This window comes from Proteus vulgaris (genome assembly GCF_016239305.1).
Lineage (GTDB): Bacteria > Pseudomonadota > Gammaproteobacteria > Enterobacterales > Enterobacteriaceae > Proteus > Proteus vulgaris_C.
Genome location: NZ_JAEHOQ010000023.1, coordinates 1 through 16,903, shown reverse-complemented (window position 1 = coordinate 16,903; position 16,903 = coordinate 1). Strand labels below are relative to the sequence as shown.

Annotated in this window: 12 protein-coding genes; 9 read left to right on the top strand and 3 right to left on the bottom strand. The window is 38.9% G+C overall.

What is annotated here, in order from left to right:
• Positions 1-15 precede the first annotated feature (15 nt).
• On the bottom strand, positions 16-1,581 hold the full coding sequence (locus JEP40_RS15390) for an ABC transporter substrate-binding protein (protein ID WP_198624243.1): 1,566 nt from the start codon (positions 1,579-1,581) through the stop codon (positions 16-18).
• A 328-nt stretch (positions 1,582-1,909) separates the two neighbouring features.
• Here JEP40_RS15390 and nirB point away from each other — a divergent pair, with 328 nt between their 5' ends.
• The 9 genes from nirB (at position 1,910) to oppF (ending at position 14,322) form a co-directional block, all read left to right on the top strand.
• A complete protein-coding gene (gene nirB, locus JEP40_RS15385) occupies positions 1,910-4,456 on the top strand; it encodes a nitrite reductase large subunit NirB (RefSeq protein WP_198624242.1) in 2,547 nt (848 codons plus the stop codon).
• Positions 4,453-4,797: a nitrite reductase small subunit NirD gene (nirD, locus tag JEP40_RS15380; RefSeq protein ID WP_198624241.1), complete on the top strand. Its 345-nt coding sequence runs from the start codon at positions 4,453-4,455 to the stop codon at positions 4,795-4,797. The genes nirB and nirD overlap by 4 nt, the downstream gene beginning before the upstream one ends.
• 14 nt (positions 4,798-4,811) lie before the next feature.
• On the top strand, positions 4,812-6,194 hold the full coding sequence (gene cysG, locus JEP40_RS15375; RefSeq protein ID WP_198624240.1) for a siroheme synthase CysG: 1,383 nt from the start codon (positions 4,812-4,814) through the stop codon (positions 6,192-6,194).
• Positions 6,195-6,847: 653 nt separating this feature from the next.
• Complete coding sequence (locus tag JEP40_RS15370) at positions 6,848-8,485, top strand: ABC transporter substrate-binding protein (RefSeq protein ID WP_198624239.1); 1,638 nt, start codon at positions 6,848-6,850, stop codon at positions 8,483-8,485.
• A 272-nt stretch (positions 8,486-8,757) separates the two neighbouring features.
• A complete protein-coding gene (gene oppA, locus JEP40_RS15365; RefSeq protein ID WP_198624238.1) occupies positions 8,758-10,395 on the top strand; it encodes an oligopeptide ABC transporter substrate-binding protein OppA in 1,638 nt (545 codons plus the stop codon).
• Positions 10,396-10,473: 78 nt separating this feature from the next.
• A complete protein-coding gene (gene oppB, locus JEP40_RS15360) occupies positions 10,474-11,394 on the top strand; it encodes an oligopeptide ABC transporter permease OppB (RefSeq protein WP_023581988.1) in 921 nt (306 codons plus the stop codon).
• A gap of 18 nt (positions 11,395-11,412) precedes the next feature.
• Complete coding sequence (gene oppC, locus JEP40_RS15355; RefSeq protein WP_006536448.1) at positions 11,413-12,321, top strand: oligopeptide ABC transporter permease OppC; 909 nt, start codon at positions 11,413-11,415, stop codon at positions 12,319-12,321.
• Positions 12,322-12,331: 10 nt separating this feature from the next.
• Complete coding sequence (locus JEP40_RS15350) at positions 12,332-13,318, top strand: ABC transporter ATP-binding protein (protein WP_198624237.1); 987 nt, start codon at positions 12,332-12,334, stop codon at positions 13,316-13,318.
• Positions 13,315-14,322 carry a murein tripeptide/oligopeptide ABC transporter ATP binding protein OppF gene (gene oppF / locus JEP40_RS15345; RefSeq protein ID WP_198624236.1) on the top strand — a complete coding sequence of 336 codons (1,008 nt, stop codon included), beginning with the start codon at positions 13,315-13,317 and terminating at the stop codon, positions 14,320-14,322. Before JEP40_RS15350 ends, oppF begins: the two co-directional genes overlap by 4 nt.
• Positions 14,323-14,416: 94 nt before the next feature.
• Here oppF and JEP40_RS15340 read toward each other — a convergent pair whose 3' ends face one another.
• Entirely contained in the window at positions 14,417-16,636 is a 2,220-nt protein-coding gene (locus JEP40_RS15340) for a hypothetical protein (protein ID WP_198624235.1), read from the bottom strand.
• Positions 16,633-16,903, bottom strand: a 271-nt coding sequence (locus tag JEP40_RS19145) for a hypothetical protein (RefSeq protein ID WP_232799321.1), incomplete at its 5' end; no start/stop codon positions are given. The genes JEP40_RS15340 and JEP40_RS19145, both read right to left, overlap by 4 nt.

Sequence of the window (16,903 nt, the reverse complement as noted above, 5' to 3'; positions counted from 1 at the left end):
TTTCAGGGAAAAATATTACTTAGTTACTTTGTCATAATAAACCATATCTGCATTTAGACCTTGAGCATAACCTTTAATATTATCGCGCATGACGATTTGGTTTTTACCTTGATCGATAAAGACATAAGGTGAACTACGTTGTAACTCTTTTTGCATTTCAGTATAGAGCGATTGACGTTTTGTCTTGTTTGCTTCATTCAGTGCAGCCAATGTTTGTTGACTTAGTTCAGGAATTTTCCAACCATTTAACCAAGCAACAGTATTGGATTGTCCATCGTTATAAGCAAAGGCACTCGCATTTGAATGAGCATCAAAATAGTCAGGGATCCAGAAGCGAATAGCGGCTTGGTGTTGTTTAGCGCGCACACGGCTATACACTTGGCTACCTGCCGCTGGTAATAAGTCGACTTGTACACCTGCTTGAGCAAAGCTTGCCTGAATGGATTGCGCCACCGTAATGTAAGGTACTTTGTTCTCAACATCTAATGTAAAGCGAACATTGGTAATGCCTGCTTTGGCTAAAATTGCCTTCGCTTTTTCGGGATCAAAGGTGAATGGGTTATTTTTTAATGCACCCGGTAAACCCACCGGCAAAAAGCTTTGGTGAATAAAATACTGACCACGCATTAAATCTTCTGTAATACCTTTGTAGTCAACTAAATAACGAGATGCTTCCCAAAATGCGGGGTTACTCAGAGCAGGGTTTCCGCTGGCGGTATTAAAAGCCATATAAACTTGTTCTGCGGAAGGAATATCTAAAATTTGAATACCGGCTTTGCCGGCCAGTGCTGCGGTTTGGTCAGTACCCAATTCACGTGCGATATCTGCATCGCCTTTCTCAATCAGTAAACGACGCGATGCTGGATCAGGTACGTTTTTAATAATGATATTCGCCATTTTAGGCGCACCAGTTGGTGAGAGTGGGTTGGCTTCTAATACAATCGCTTGGCGTGGTTGATAAGCACGCATTTTATATGCACCACTTCCTGCGGAGTTCATTTTCAGCCAATTATTACCAAAATCATTATTTTTAACGTGAGCAGAAACAAGCTTTTCATCAACAATAGAAGCAATAGGCGTTGAAAGAATATTCAGCACCACATCGGGGCTAACATCGGCGATCCAGCGCACTTCTAATTCATTATCACTGACTTTTTTCAGTAATGAATTGATGTTATCGGTTTTCCAACCTAAGACATTTAGAATAAAAGCAGGTGATTTATTCATGGTGATCGCACGCTGATAAGAGAAAATAATATCTTCAGGGCGAACTGAATTACCTGACGCAAATTTTGCATCAGGTTTAATTTTAAATACGATAGATTTTTGTTCAGGGTTGGCTTGCCAACTTTCAACTAAAATCGGCTCATTAATTTCGGGGTTATCGCGATTAGGTTGAACAATACGCTGATACAAGCTAGGAACGGTTTGAATACTAGACAGTTCATTACTTTCAGCTGGATCTAGGCTGACAATATCATCAAGCCCTTGTACCACAATTAAAGTATTGGCGGGTGTGGCTGCAAATGCCGGTACGGAAAGGGCACCCACAACGAATAATGATAATAATTTTGCTTTCATGAGACGCTCCCTGAAACGGTGTAGCTAAAGTCGTTATGTCAATAACTTATTAGTTATTACTTTGTGAAATTAACTTAGGCAAAACGTGACCGATGCGCAAAGTTTTAATTACACTTACATATAACACTTGGTTATAAGAAGCCAAGATTAATTATGGTAGAAGAATAATTAACCGCAAGAAGACGAGAATAAAATACTCCTTTAGTAGTAACTTATTGACTATTAAGTTGTAGTAGCTGAATTGATTAAGCTGTATTTGATATTCATCAATATTTCTTATGAGTAGTTTCGTATTTTAGCCTTAGAAATCTTTAAATTTGAGGCAAAAATGAGCAAGAAAACACTGGCAATCATCGGTAACGGTATGGTGGGGCACCGTTATATCGAAGAATTGATTGATAAAGGTGGCAATGAAGAATTTAATATTGTCGTCTTTTGTGAAGAACCTCGCGTTGCATATGATAGAGTCCATCTCTCCTCTTATTTCTCCCATCACACCGCTGAAGAGCTCTCCTTAGTCAAGCAAGGATATTATGAAAAACACCAAATAGAAGTATTAGTTGGTGAACGAGTGATAACCATTAATCGTGAAGAAAAAGTGGTGCATACCAATACAGGGCGTTGTGTTAGTTACGATAAGTTAGTCATGGCAACAGGCTCTTATCCGTGGATCCCGCCAATTAAGGGAAATAACTCACCGGATTGTTTTGTTTATCGAACCATTGAAGATTTAAACGCTATCGAATCTTGCGCGCGTATTAGTCGTAAAGGCGCGGTAATTGGTGGTGGACTTTTAGGGTTAGAAGCTGCAGGTGCGCTAAAAAGTTTAGGTATTGAAACTCATGTTATTGAATTTGCACCGACCTTAATGGCAGAGCAACTCGATACATTAGGTGGTGAGCAACTTAAGCGAAAAATAGAGCGTATGGGGGTGAAAGTGCATACCTCTAAAAATACACAAGAAATATTATCAACTGGGGAAAGTGCTCGAAAAACACTGCAATTTGCAGATGGTACTTCTCTTGAAGTTGACTTTATTGTGTTCTCTACAGGTATTCGCCCGAAAGATAAATTAGCTCGTCAATGTGACTTAGACATTGCACCAAGAGGCGGTATTGTTATCAATGATTATTGCCAAACAACAGATCCTGATATTTATGCTATTGGTGAATGTGCTTCTTGGCAAAATAAAACCTTCGGCTTAGTGGCTCCGGGTTACAAAATGGCACAAGTTGCTGTTGATAACTTATTAGGCCATCACTCTGTCTTTCAAGGGGCTGATTTAAGTGCAAAATTAAAACTTCTCGGTGTCGATGTAGGCGGTATTGGTGATGCTCATGGACATCAAGCAGGGTGTCGTAGTTATATTTATCTGGATGAAAGCAAAGAAATTTATAAACGCTTGATTGTTAGCGAAGATAATAAATACCTATTAGGGGCTGTATTAGTAGGGGATACCGAAGATTATGGTAATCTTCTACAGTTATCACTCAATACTATTGAATTACCAGAGCACCCTGATACCTTAATTTTACCTGCACATGCAGGAAGTAAGCCTGCAATCGGAGTTGATTCCTTACCTGAAACAGCGCAAATTTGCTCTTGTTTTGATGTTACCAAAGGCGACATTATTCAAGCAATTGAACGAGGTTGTCATACAGTAGCTGCCATTAAAGCTGAAACTAAAGCAGGTACAGGGTGTGGTGGTTGTATTCCTCTTGTGACTCAAGTCTTAAATGCAGAATTAGCCAAACAAGGTATTGAGGTTAATCACCACCTTTGTGAGCATTTCCACTATTCTCGCCAAGAGCTTTATCATCTTATTCGTGTAGAAGGGCTCAAAAGTTTTGATGAGCTGCTGAAAAAACATGGCCAAGGTTATGGCTGTGAAGTGTGTAAACCTACCGTGGGTTCATTGCTTGCCTCATGTTGGAATGAGTATATCTTGCGTGATGATTTAGTTTCTCTACAAGATACTAACGACAATTTCCTTGCAAATATGCAAAAAGATGGGACTTATTCCATTATTCCACGCTCTCCTGGTGGTGAAATTACACCTGCAGGTATTATCGCTATTGGGCAAATCGCTCAAGAATACAATTTGTATACCAAAATTACTGGCTCGCAACGAATGGCAATGTTCGGTGCGCATAAACAAGATTTACCTGCTATTTGGGAAAAATTAATTGCAGCAGGTTTTGAAACAGGCCATGCCTACGCGAAAGCATTGCGTATGGTAAAAACGTGTGTAGGTAATAGTTGGTGTCGTTTTGGTGTGGGTGACAGTGTTGGTTTGGGGGTTGCGTTAGAGCATCGTTATAAAGGTATTAGAACGCCTCATAAGATGAAATTTGGTGTATCAGGTTGTACCCGTGAATGTTCTGAAGCACAAGGAAAAGATGTCGGTATTATCGCCACCGATAAAGGCTGGAACCTCTATTTTGGCGGAAATGGTGGCATGAAGCCTCGTCATGGGGATCTCTTTGCCTCTGATCTTGATGAAGAAACCTTAGTACATTATATCGACCGCTTTATGATGTTTTATATCCGTACCGCAGATAAGCTGCAACGAACCTCAGTATGGTTAGATAATTTAGAAGGGGGGATTGAATATTTACGTGATGTCATTATTCACGACAAATTAGGCTTAAATACACAGTTAGAAAAAGAATTGAAAGCCTTACAAGAACGAGTCGCTTGTGAATGGAAAGAAACAGTTGATTCTCCAAAAGCATTAAAACGTTTTGCCCACTTTATTAATAATCCAATGCCTGATCCGACAGTGCAAATGGTAAAAGAACGATTTCAACACCGTCCCGCACGTTTACAGGAACGAATTGATATCAAATTGGTCACTGAGGAGGCGCAATCATGAGCCAATGGATAGCGGTTTGCCAATTAGATGATATTACACCGGGAACGGGTGTTTGTGCGCTGGTGGAACAAGATCACGTTGCCATTTTTCGCCCTTATTCTGATGCGCGTTTATATGCGTTAAGTAATATTGATCCCTTCGCACATTCTAGTGTTCTATCTCGAGGATTAATTGCTGAACATGAAAATGAGTTGTATATCGTTAGTCCGCTAAAAAAACAGCATTTTCGTTTAACGGATGGTTTTTGCCTTGAAGATAAGAATTTCTCGATCACACATTTTGATGTCAAGGTTGAAGGTAATACCGTTAGCGTACGCAGCCGTAACAGATCATCTCAATAAATAGAGGAGTGAATATGGATTATTTTCCAATATTCTGTCAGCTTAAAGATAAACCTTGTTTATTAGTGGGAGGCGGTGAGATTGCTGAACGTAAAGCCAGATTGCTTATGGAGGCAGGCGCTGATCTTTCTGTCATCGCCCCTTCGTTTACAGGACAGTTTATGCAATGGCACGCCGAGCAAAAACTAAACTGTGTTACAGGGTTATTTACGACTGATTATCTGTCTGATAAATGGCTTGTTATTGCGGCGACGGATAGCGAGCAAGTGAATCAACAGGTTTTTCAAGCAGCAACAGAAAAACAGATATTTTGTAATGTGGTTGATTCACCAGAGCAAGCCAGCTTTATTATGCCGTCTGTCATAGATCGTTCTCCAATTGTGGTGGCGATTTCATCGGGCGGAAAAGCACCTGTATTAGCTCGCATTTTGCGCGAAAAAATTGAGCAACTTCTCCCTAATTATCTTGGTGCGTTAGCACAACTTGCCGGAAAGTTACGCGATCAAATAAAACAGCGTTTTTCATCGATGAATGACAGACGTTATTTCTGGGAGCAATTTTTCGCAGATAAACCATTACAAGTTGAAATAGAAGCACAAAGAAATGACGGTATTCAGCAACGTATTAGTGCACTATTATCTGAAAATAAGTCATTTCAAGGCAGTGTTGTTTTAGTCGGCGCAGGGCCGGGTGAAGCAGGGCTAATGACGATAAAAGGTTTACAGCAGTGTCAGCAAGCTGATGTGGTGGTTTACGATAGACTCGTGTCCGATGAGGTTATGGCTCTCGTTCGTAGAGATGCACAGCGCATTTATGTCGGTAAGCAAGCCGGTTTTCACTGTGTTCCTCAAAATGAAATCAATCAAATTTTAATCACAGAAGCCATGGCGGGAAAACGAGTGGTGAGATTAAAAGGGGGTGATCCCTTTATTTTTGGTCGAGGGAGTGAAGAATTAGAAGCCTTGATTGAACATGATATTCCATTTTCAGTGATCCCCGGTATTACGGCAGCATCAGGCTGTACAACTTATGCGGGTATCCCTTTAACGCATCGAGATTATGCGCAAAGCGTCCGTTTTATTACAGGACATGGTAAAGGGTTAAATGAAGCGCAGTGGCAATGTATTGCGCAAGAGAATCAAACATTGGTTTTTTACATGGGATTGAGTAAAGCTCATTACATTCAGCAAATGTTACTCAGTCAAAACATGTGTGCGACGATGCCCGTCGCTGTTATCGAAAAAGGGACGTTAAAAACACAAAAAGTGATTGTTGGTCAATTACATCAACTAGCACAGATGGCAGAAACAATGGAAAGCCCAGCGCTGATTATTGTGGGAGAAGTCGTCAAGCTGAATGATAAACTACAATGGTTTCAATCAAAATCGGCTAAATAGCTGAAAAAATTTGAAGTTGCCGTTATAAAATTAAAAACCTCTTTAATATTCAATATGTATATTAAAGAGGTTTTTTTATCTAATACATAGAAATATAAATGAAAATATTTTTTTATTTCATTTCAATTAAACAATTAGATTAAAATTTAAAAATAAATAATAAAAGTGAATATTTAATAATCTATGGTGATTTTTAGATTGGAATTATTATTCAATCTAAAGCTCAATTTATCGCTATTTTTAATTAATTTTAAACAGAAACTCTTTAATGATAAAGCATCACAAAGTTCTGTAAGTTGGATAAAACCCTTCCTGATTATATTAATTCTGTGAGCTACGTAGGTTTTCTATCTATAAAACTTGCGTGATGTTAATTAAATGTTTATTTGTTGTTTTGCCTCTTGTGATATTTGTTTTTTATTTTTCTAAGATAGAACCTTTGAGGGCTAAATAAAGTTAAGTGATAAGAATACCGCATTAATTGACAAAATTTACGATAAGTGTAAAAAAGAAGCGTGTTGTTACCACTTTCTATCTTGTCTAGATCTTAAAATGTTTAAAAATAGTCATTATTACAATCAAAATTTAACAGCGATGTAAATCGTTAATTGAGCGACCCCGCTATAAATTACTGTTTATTAGGAGAGGTACCCATGAAAAATAAAGCTGTGTTAACGATGATGTTTCCGGCAGGTATTATATCACTTGCCTTAACCTCCTTTTTTTCTCATGCAGTGACTCCCCCTGAAGGTACTATTCTGGCAAAACAACAACATATTGTTATTAATAATGGTACCGAGGTATCGTCACTTGATCCCCATAAAGTGGAAGGTGCGCCTGAAGGTAATATTATTTTGAATTTATTAGAAGGTCTGACTTATGTGGGGCCTAATGGCGAGAGTATGCCGGGCGTTGCGCAGCGTTGGGAAACTGATGATAATAAGGTGTGGACATTCTATTTGCGAGAAGATGCCAAGTGGAGTGATGGTACACCAGTAACAGCCGATGATTTTGTTTATAGTTGGCGTCGATTGGTAGATCCTAAAACCGGTTCACCTTATGCCAGTTATCTCGAATATGCTTATGTTGAAAATGTTGCAGATATTCTTAGTGGCAAAAAATCCCCCGAAACATTAGGTGTGAAAGCGATAGATCCTCACACTTTGCAAGTCAATTTAACCAAACCAATTCCTTACTTGGTTGATATGGTCAGTCATACATCATTAAAACCGGTTAAAAAAGAGATTGTTGAAAAATACGGTGTTAATTGGACTCGCCCAGAAAACTTTGTCGGTAATGGGGCTTATATCATTGATAATTGGGTTGTGAATGAAAAGGTAACTTTAACGCGAAACTCACTTTATTGGGATAATAAAAATACCATTATTGAGCAAGCCACATTTTTGCCAATTAGCTCAGAAACCAGTGATATAAACCGTTATCGTAGTGGTGAAATTGATATTACCAACAGCGCTATTCCTCCAGTTCTTTATAAAAAAATGAAGCAAGAACAGCCTGATAATTTACACGTTACGCCTTATCTATGTACCTTTTATTATGAACTTAATAATAAAAAAGCGCCTTTTGATGATCCGCGAGTTCGAGAAGCGGTAAAACTTACTCTTGATAGAGAAGTCATTGCTGAAAAAATAATGGGGCAAGGGCAAATCCCTGCTTACTCTTTTACACCATCTTTTATTGGTAATGGTAATTTTAAGCCACCTAAATGGGCATATTGGACACAACAACAACGTAATGAAAGGGCGCGAGAGTTATTAAAAGAGGCTGGATTTGATAGTAAAAATCCGCTGACTTTCACATTGCTTTACAACACATCAGATCAAAATAAACAGCAAGCTATTGCAGCCGCATCAATGTGGAAGAAAAGTATTGGCGCCAATGTGACGTTACAAAATCAAGAATGGAAAACGGCGCTAGAAAATCGTAATCAGGGTAATTACCAAGTTGCAAGAGCAACATGGTGTGCAGATTACAATGAACCAACTTCATTTTTAAACTCATTTCTTTCTAAAAGTAGCCTAAATACGGTCTTTTATGAAAATAAAGCCTATGACGACACATTAAATAATGCACTACTTGCATTCGATAATGGTGCTCGTCATCAACTCTATCAACGCGCTGAAGCCTTGCTAGATAAGGATTCTGCTATAGTACCTGTTTATTATCGCGTCAGTGTTAGATTAGTCAGTCCAAAAGTGGGCGGATTTACAGGTAAAGACCCCTTTGATTATACGGACTTAAAGCGCTATTTTATAAAGGTAGATAACTAAAACTGGTAAATTATCCGTATTCTATAGTTATGTACGATTTAAATAATTAAAAGTGACTTTAACAGTAGTAAAAAATAAAAAAAACTACACAAAAAAGACAACGGCATAAAAAAATTATAATGCTATCAGGTAATTAAGCATTGATAGCCATTAAGTAAGATTGATTTATTTTTTGTAAAAACAATAAGTTGTGTAAACCGTTCTAAAACACAACTGAACATCACAGAATGGTTGTCTAACAACCAACTCACTAATTGGGAGTATTTTATAAGATGAGTAATTTAACTAAAAAGAGTGCGTTGGCGATTGCAATAAGCGCAATCTTTGGACTGTCAGCGCTAACAGCTAACGCTGCTGTTGTTCCTGACGGGGTAAAATTAGCTGAAAAACAAGTGCTTGTACGTAATAATGGCTCTGAACCACAATCGCTTGATCCTCATAAAATTGAAGGTGTACCTGAATCTGCATTAGCGCGTGATCTTTTCGAAGGCGTTACCATTGTTGGCCCAGATGGCGAAATTTTGCCAGGCTCTGCAACTAGCTGGGAAAATAAAGATTTTACCGTTTGGACATTTAAAATTCGTGAAGGCGCTAAATGGTCAAATGGTGAACCTGTTACAGCACAAGATTTTGTTTATAGTTGGCAACGTTTAGCGGATCCTAATACGGCATCTCCTTATGAGAGCTATCTGCAATATGCACATATCGTGAATATTGACGATATTATTGCAGGTAAGAAAAAAGCCACTGAATTAGGTGTTAAGGCATTAGATAACAATACATTAGAAGTGACATTATCAGAAGCTGTACCTTATTTACCAAAATTATTAGCTCACTCCTCCATGTCGCCAGTTAACCAAAAAGTGATTGAAAAATTTGGCGAAAAATGGACTCAGCCTGCTAATTTCGTCGGCAACGGCGCTTATAATTTAAAAGATTGGACAGTCAACGAACGCATTGTTTTAGAGCGTAGCCCAACCTATTGGGATAACAAAAGTACCGTTATTGATAAAGTCACATTCTTACCTATCTCATCAGAAGTCACCGACGTAAACCGCTATCGTGCGGGTGAAATCGACATGACATATAGCAATTTACCTATCGAACTTTTCCAAAAACTAAAAAAAGAGATCCCAGATGAATTGCGTATAAGTCCATATTTATGCACTTATTATTATGAAATTAATAATGATAAAGCGCCGTTTAACGATCCTCGTGTCCGCGAAGCTCTGAAACTGTCAATGGATAGAGATATCATCACTTATAAAGTGAAAAACCAAGGTGATATCCCAGCTTACGGCTTTACCCCTCCATTTACTGATGGTATTAAAGAGAACAAACCAGAGTGGTTTGCGACTTGGACACAAGAACAGCGTAATGAAAAAGCACGCCAATTATTAGAAGAGGCAGGCTATAACAAAGCAAATCCACTAAAATTTAAGCTTTTATACAATACATCCGACTTACATAAAAAAGTCGCGATCGCCGCTTCTTCAATTTGGAAGAAAAACTTAGGTGCCGAAGTTTCTCTTGAAAACCAAGAGTGGAAAACATTCTTAGATACGCGTCACCAAGGAACTTATGATGTTGCTCGTGCCGGTTGGTGTGCAGATTATAACGAACCTTCTTCATTCCTGAACATGATGCTGTCTTACAGCAGTAACAATACTGTTCACTATAAAAACACAGAATTTGACGCATTGATTAAAGAGTCTTTACGAGTGAAATCTGATGACGAACGTGCTGCTATTTATCAAAAAGCTGAAGGTGTATTAGATAAAGATTCGGCTATCGTTCCACTTTACTACTATGTAAACACCCGCTTAGTGAAACCTTATGTCGGTGGTTATTCAGGTAAAGATCCATTAGATAATTTACATACTAAAGACTTGTACATTATTGCTAAGTAATCGGGCGAGGCCTTGCCTTTTTAAGGCAAGGTCTTTTTATCGTCACGCCTGAATAGGTTTGTGTTATAGGAACGGGCAATGCTCAAATTTATTTTTCGTCGCTTTTTGGAAGCGATACCGACTCTATTTATTCTAATAACGATTTCGTTCTTTATGATGCGCTTAGCGCCGGGTAGCCCTTTTACGGGTGAAAGAAAACTCCCGCCTGAGGTAATGGCAAATATTGAAGCGAAATACCATTTAAACGATCCCATTTATAAGCAATATTTCGATTATTTAATTCAGTTATCGAAAGGGGATTTAGGGCCTTCTTTTAAATATAAAGACTACAGTGTAAACACCTTAGTCGGTAAAGCATTCCCTGTTTCAGCTAAATTAGGGCTGTCGGCATTTATTTTTGCCGTAATTTTAGGTGTGGGGGCAGGCGTGATAGCCGCACTGAATCAAAACACCAAATGGGATTATACCGTCATGACTTTTGCCATGACGGGGGTTGTAATACCAAGTTTTGTTGTCGCACCACTGTTAGTGCTTATTTTCGCTATTACCTTAAGGTGGTTACCAGCAGGTGGTTGGAATGGTGGCGCGGTGCAATATATGTTGTTGCCAATGATTGCATTATCACTTTCTTACATTGCCAGCATCTCGCGTATTACTCGTAGTTCAATGATTGAAGTATTGCACTCAAACTTTATCAGAACGGCAAAAGCGAAAGGCTTGCCGATGAAAAGAATTGTACTGCGTCATGCTTTAAAACCCGCGTTGCTACCTGTTATCTCTTATATGGGGCCTGCATTCGTCGGTATTATTACGGGCTCAATGGTGATTGAAACCATCTTTGGATTGCCGGGTATTGGACAACTTTTCGTTAATGGTGCTTTAAATCGAGATTACTCATTGGTATTAAGCTTAACCATTATCGTAGGTGCATTAACGATTTTCTTTAATGCAATTGTCGATATTTTATATGCCGTTATTGATCCGAAAATTCGTTATTAATAGACACTGGAGCGCGTTATGTTATCACTGAAGGAAAACAGCGAAGCTCTGGGGAATTTCTCGGAGCAGCTAGATATTGAAGGTCGTAGTTTATGGCAAGATGCTCGTCGTCGTTTTATGCACAATAAAGCTGCGATCACGAGTCTTGTGTTACTTTTCTTTATTTTATTATTTGTTATTTTTGCCCCAATGCTATCGCCATTTGTTTATGACGATACGGATTGGGAAATGATGTCGATGGCACCTGACTTTGCCTCTTCTCACTATTTTGGCACTGACTCATCAGGACGTGACTTATTAGTACGGGTTGCGATTGGTGGTCGTATCTCTTTAATGGTCGGTATTGCGGCTGCCTTTGTTGCGGTCATTGTGGGAACACTTTATGGCGCAATGGCGGGGTATATTGGTGGGCGCGTTGACTCAATTATGATGCGTTTACTTGAAATCTTAAATTCATTCCCATTTATGTTCTTTGTTATCTTACTGGTGACATTTTTTGGTCAAAATATCCTACTGATTTTTGTTGCGATCGGTATGGTCTCTTGGTTGGATATGGCACGTATTGTAAGGGGACAAACCTTAAGTCTAAAACGCAAAGAGTTTATTGAAGCAGCATTAGTGTGCGGTGTTTCATCACGCAATATCGTGTTAAGGCATATTGTACCGAATGTGCTTGGTGTCGTTGTGGTTTATGCCTCTTTATTAGTGCCTAGCATGATTTTATTTGAATCCTTCTTAAGCTTCTTAGGATTGGGAACACAAGAACCGTTAAGCAGTTGGGGCGCACTATTAAGCGATGGCGCAAACTCAATGGAAGTTTCTCCTTGGTTATTACTTTTCCCGGCTTCGTTCTTAGTTGTCACACTGTTTTGCTTTAACTTTATCGGTGATGGCTTACGTGACGCATTAGATCCGAAAGATCGTTAAGGAGAACAAAATGACAAATACAACAAACAAGTCGTTATTAAGCGTTAAAGATCTCAGCGTCACTTTTGGTACTGCAGATGGTGACGTTACCGCAGTTAATAAACTGAATTTTGAATTATCAGCAGGTGAAACCTTAGGTATTGTTGGTGAATCGGGTTCAGGTAAATCGCAAACAGCTTTCGCATTGATGGGATTATTAGCGAAAAATGGTCGTACAGCGGGTAGTGCCAATTTTAATGGCCGTGAGATCTTAAATCTTCGCCAAAGCGAATTAAATAAAATGCGCGCTGAAGAAATATCCATGATATTCCAAGATCCAATGACTTCATTAAATCCCTATATGAAAGTCGGCGCACAGCTTATTGAAGTCTTAATGCTACATAAAGGCATGAGTAAAAATGATGCATATGCGGAATCAGTTCGTATGTTAGATGCCGTAAAAATGCCTGAAGCACATAAACGAATGAGTATGTACCCTCATGAATTTTCAGGTGGGATGCGTCAACGTGTGATGATTGCAATGGCATTACTGTGTAAGCCTAAACTATTAATTGCTGATGAGCCGACAACTGCACTTGATGTGACAGTTCAAGCACAAATCATGACACTGTTAAATGAGCTCAAAAATGATTTAAACACCGCAATTATTATGATCACCCATGACTTAGGGGTTGTAGCAGGGATTTGCGATAAAGTATTGGTAATGTATGCAGGGCGTACTATGGAATATGGGAATGCGCGTGATATTTTCTATCAACCATCACACCCTTATTCTATCGGATTGCTACAAGCCGTTCCGCGTTTAGACGGTGAAGATGAGCGACTAGCGACCATTCCGGGTAATCCACCTAACTTATTGCGTTTACCAAAAGGTTGCCCATTCCAACCACGCTGTCAGTATGCAACAGAGCAATGCTTGACGAGTGAGCCTGAATTAACGCAATTTGCACAAGGGCGGTTACGTGCCTGCTTTAAAGCGGTGGAGGAATTGGTATGACGCAAGTCACATTACAAGATAGAAAAGTTATTCTTGAAGTGAATGACTTAAAGGTTTATTTCGATGTTCAAGATAATAAACAGTGGTTTTGGAAAGCGAAAAAAAGCCTCAAAGCCGTTGATGGTGTCACTCTGCGTTTATATGAAGGTGAAACCCTTGGTGTTGTTGGTGAATCTGGTTGTGGTAAATCGACGTTTGCGCGTGCCATTATTGGTTTAGTCAAAGCCTCTGGTGGAACTGTCTCATGGTTAGGTAATGATTTACTGGGAATGGGGAATAAGCAATGGCGAGATATTCGTCAAGATATCCAGATGATATTCCAAGATCCGCTGGCTTCCTTAAACCCAAGAATGACGATTGGCGATATCATTGCTGAACCATTAAAAACCTATCATCCTAAAATGAAACAGGCGCAAGTGGTTGAAAAAGTCAAAGCAATGATGATGCGAGTCGGATTATTGCCAAATTTAATCAACCGTTATCCTCATGAATTCTCTGGTGGGCAATGTCAGCGTATTGGTATTGCACGTGCGTTAATTTTAGAACCAAAATTAGTGATTTGTGATGAACCTGTTTCAGCATTAGACGTATCAATTCAGGCTCAAGTGGTTAACTTGCTGAAAGATATTCAAAAAGAGATGGGATTATCTTTGATCTTTATTGCGCATGATCTGGCAGTGGTAAAACATATTTCAGATCGTGTCTTGGTGATGTATTTAGGGCATGCGGTAGAGTTAGGAACCTATGATGAAGTTTATCATCATCCACTACATCCTTATACTAAAGCGTTGATGTCAGCAGTGCCTATTCCTGATCCCGATAAAGAGCGTAATAAGCACATTGATTTATTAGAAGGAGAATTACCTTCACCGATTAATCCACCATCAGGTTGTATCTTCCGTACACGTTGTCCGATGGCTGATGAAGAATGTGCAAAAACACGTCCTTTATTAGAAGGCAGCTTCCGCCACGCAGTCTCTTGTTTAAAAGTGGATCCGCTTTAATGTAATCAAATAGTGTTGATAAGAGAAGAAGCCCGTTTGAATAAATTCAAGCGGGCTTCTTATTTTTAAGATTTAGAATATTGGACATTTATTATTATTTTTTCTTTAACGGATTTTCGATGATATCTGGCATTTTTGGTAAATCTAATTCACCTTTTTCCATATAGATATCTAGACCACTTAACCAATCTGCGTATTTTCTTAATTCATTCATTTTCTCTGGGCTTCTGCCTATTTCACAATACCCTATCGGTAAGTCATAGGTGACGACACGCCGTAGAAACGGTGAATTTCTTGGTAATGTACCATGGTCAGTAGGGCGTTGATTATATTCACGAATACGAGTTTTCATCTCTTCTACGGTTTCATATTTCTTGGTGGCATTTCTATCTTGTGGGTCTAGCAATACATTACCTCGGAGTATTTTTCTTTCTGCAGGGGTTAACTCTACCCAAATACGATGCTCATAGGAATAGAGATCTTTATAGAAATAATATTCTGCATCTTTGGGGCTATAGATATCTAATTCATCATCATAAATAATTTGTCCATAACCTTCACCTAAAGGGATCCCCTTTTTCTGCGTATCCGTATTGATGTCTGTAACCATATTATTAGTATTGGTATCAGTTTCTGGTTTTTTATCTTTTACCGCAAAATCTTCATCAAACGTTGCTAATTCTTCTGCGGCAATCGGATTGGGTACTTCAGGGGCATTAATATTTAATGAAATATTAGCAGAAGGAGCTGGCCAGGCTAAGCCATCTAACGTTTTAGTATTGCTGTCCCAAAAAATATTCCCGTCACTAAATTGGCCATATTCATTGGTAAATATTGTGTGTGGATTAGGCTTTCCACCACAGGGTGTATTACGCGCTAACATTCTGATATAAGGCGGTTGTTCTAGATTGAACAGAGGATGATGCGTGGTTTGTCCTTTTTGAGTGATATTAGGAAGTGGACACCAACCAATACTTTGTAAAGGTGATGAACCCATTACACGGTCATGTGGGTTACAATAAATATAAAATTGCCCATGATTATCTCTTTCCTTAATCATTTCACCTCTAGCTAATTTTTCCTTATTGTTTTCCCTATTTTTTTCAATATTTCTTTTATCACTCACATCCAGTTTTTCTCCTTTATAGATGACGACATCAGGGGTCCAGCTTTTTTCATCGTCACTGAGTCCCACCACTAATCCTGAATAACTACAGGGGGATGATTTTAATCTATTTTTGTTTTTTGCAATCTTATCAATGATCGCTTCTAGTGTGGCTTCACGCTGGGCTTGATCAATATTTTCATTGTAAACATAAGAGTAGCTATTTAAGAATTTATCTTCGGTAGCATAGGGAGAGTTTAGAACAAAGAGGCTATCAGGCGCCTCAAGTGCCGCCGCTGCCAACGCTATCATGGTACCTTGGCTGTGTGAAATAACCGTCACCGTATCATAAGGATTGTTATCACGTATTTTTTTGACTAAATTAGCTAAGCGTTTTACGGCATGGGCATAATAGCGGCGAGGGGGGGATTTTGTTAATAGTCGGTCTGATTCAGGGTTAAAGGCCTGTACATTATAAGGAATAGGCATTGGGATCACCGTCCATAACATCGCGAGATTGCTAAAGCCATACTCACTCCATAAACTGACTAAATTATTACAGCCATTTTGAAACGGTCCGCCCCCCCAGAAAAAAGGGCCTTTATGTTTAATTTTTTCATTAATAAAGAGGCGTTTTTTACGGTAAGGCAGGGAATGGTATTCTTGTACAATATTGTATTTTTTTATATCTTCGGGAGTCCAATATCTTTCATCTTTATGGCTGTATTCGGGCTCCAATATCTCACTGACTAAGCGGTGATAGCTTTCTCCTGCTTTATTTTTTAATGGAACACAATACTGACCTAAATCGTCATCTGTTGCGCGATATCCCCAGTAAAAACGGATCACCGGGGAATGACCCAACTCGGTTAAGGTTCGAATAGGCTCTTCATAAATATAGTGGCTATTATCATAATTTTTTTCATCTAAGATAAATTTGGGTTGATAATATTTATTGCTTTCCAATTCATAAGCTGTGCCTATAAGATTCAATCTTTCATTAAGTCCAGCACAAAGTTCTCGTTCAGCATCTTCATACCACTCCCCTTCTGAGTTCACCCCATGAACAAAAATAATAATCCCAGGTAGATGGACCTTGGCGTGAATTTCTCCGCCAATATTGGCAGCATGAGTGATAGAGTGCCATTCTTGACTGCCATCAAGACACTCTTTAGGTTTTAGTAAACGGGTTGGATAAGTTTTGCTCATTGTTTTTCTGCCTGTGATATGGGGTAAATAGAAGGGGCGCTGCAGTCAAACCGGGTTTGTCGTGAGGGGGTTTTGAGATCAGGCGTGGGGGATTTTTTATCACCCACACTACTATGAACATAGTTTGAATCTGTAGGGTCAAAATAAAATTTTCGCCACCTCGGTTTGGCTAATTCATCATTAGCTTCTCGGCGACTGACAGCTGTTTCCCCTAAATAAAATCCCTCATCGGTGACAATGATATCGAAAAAAGAAGAATAATAACCT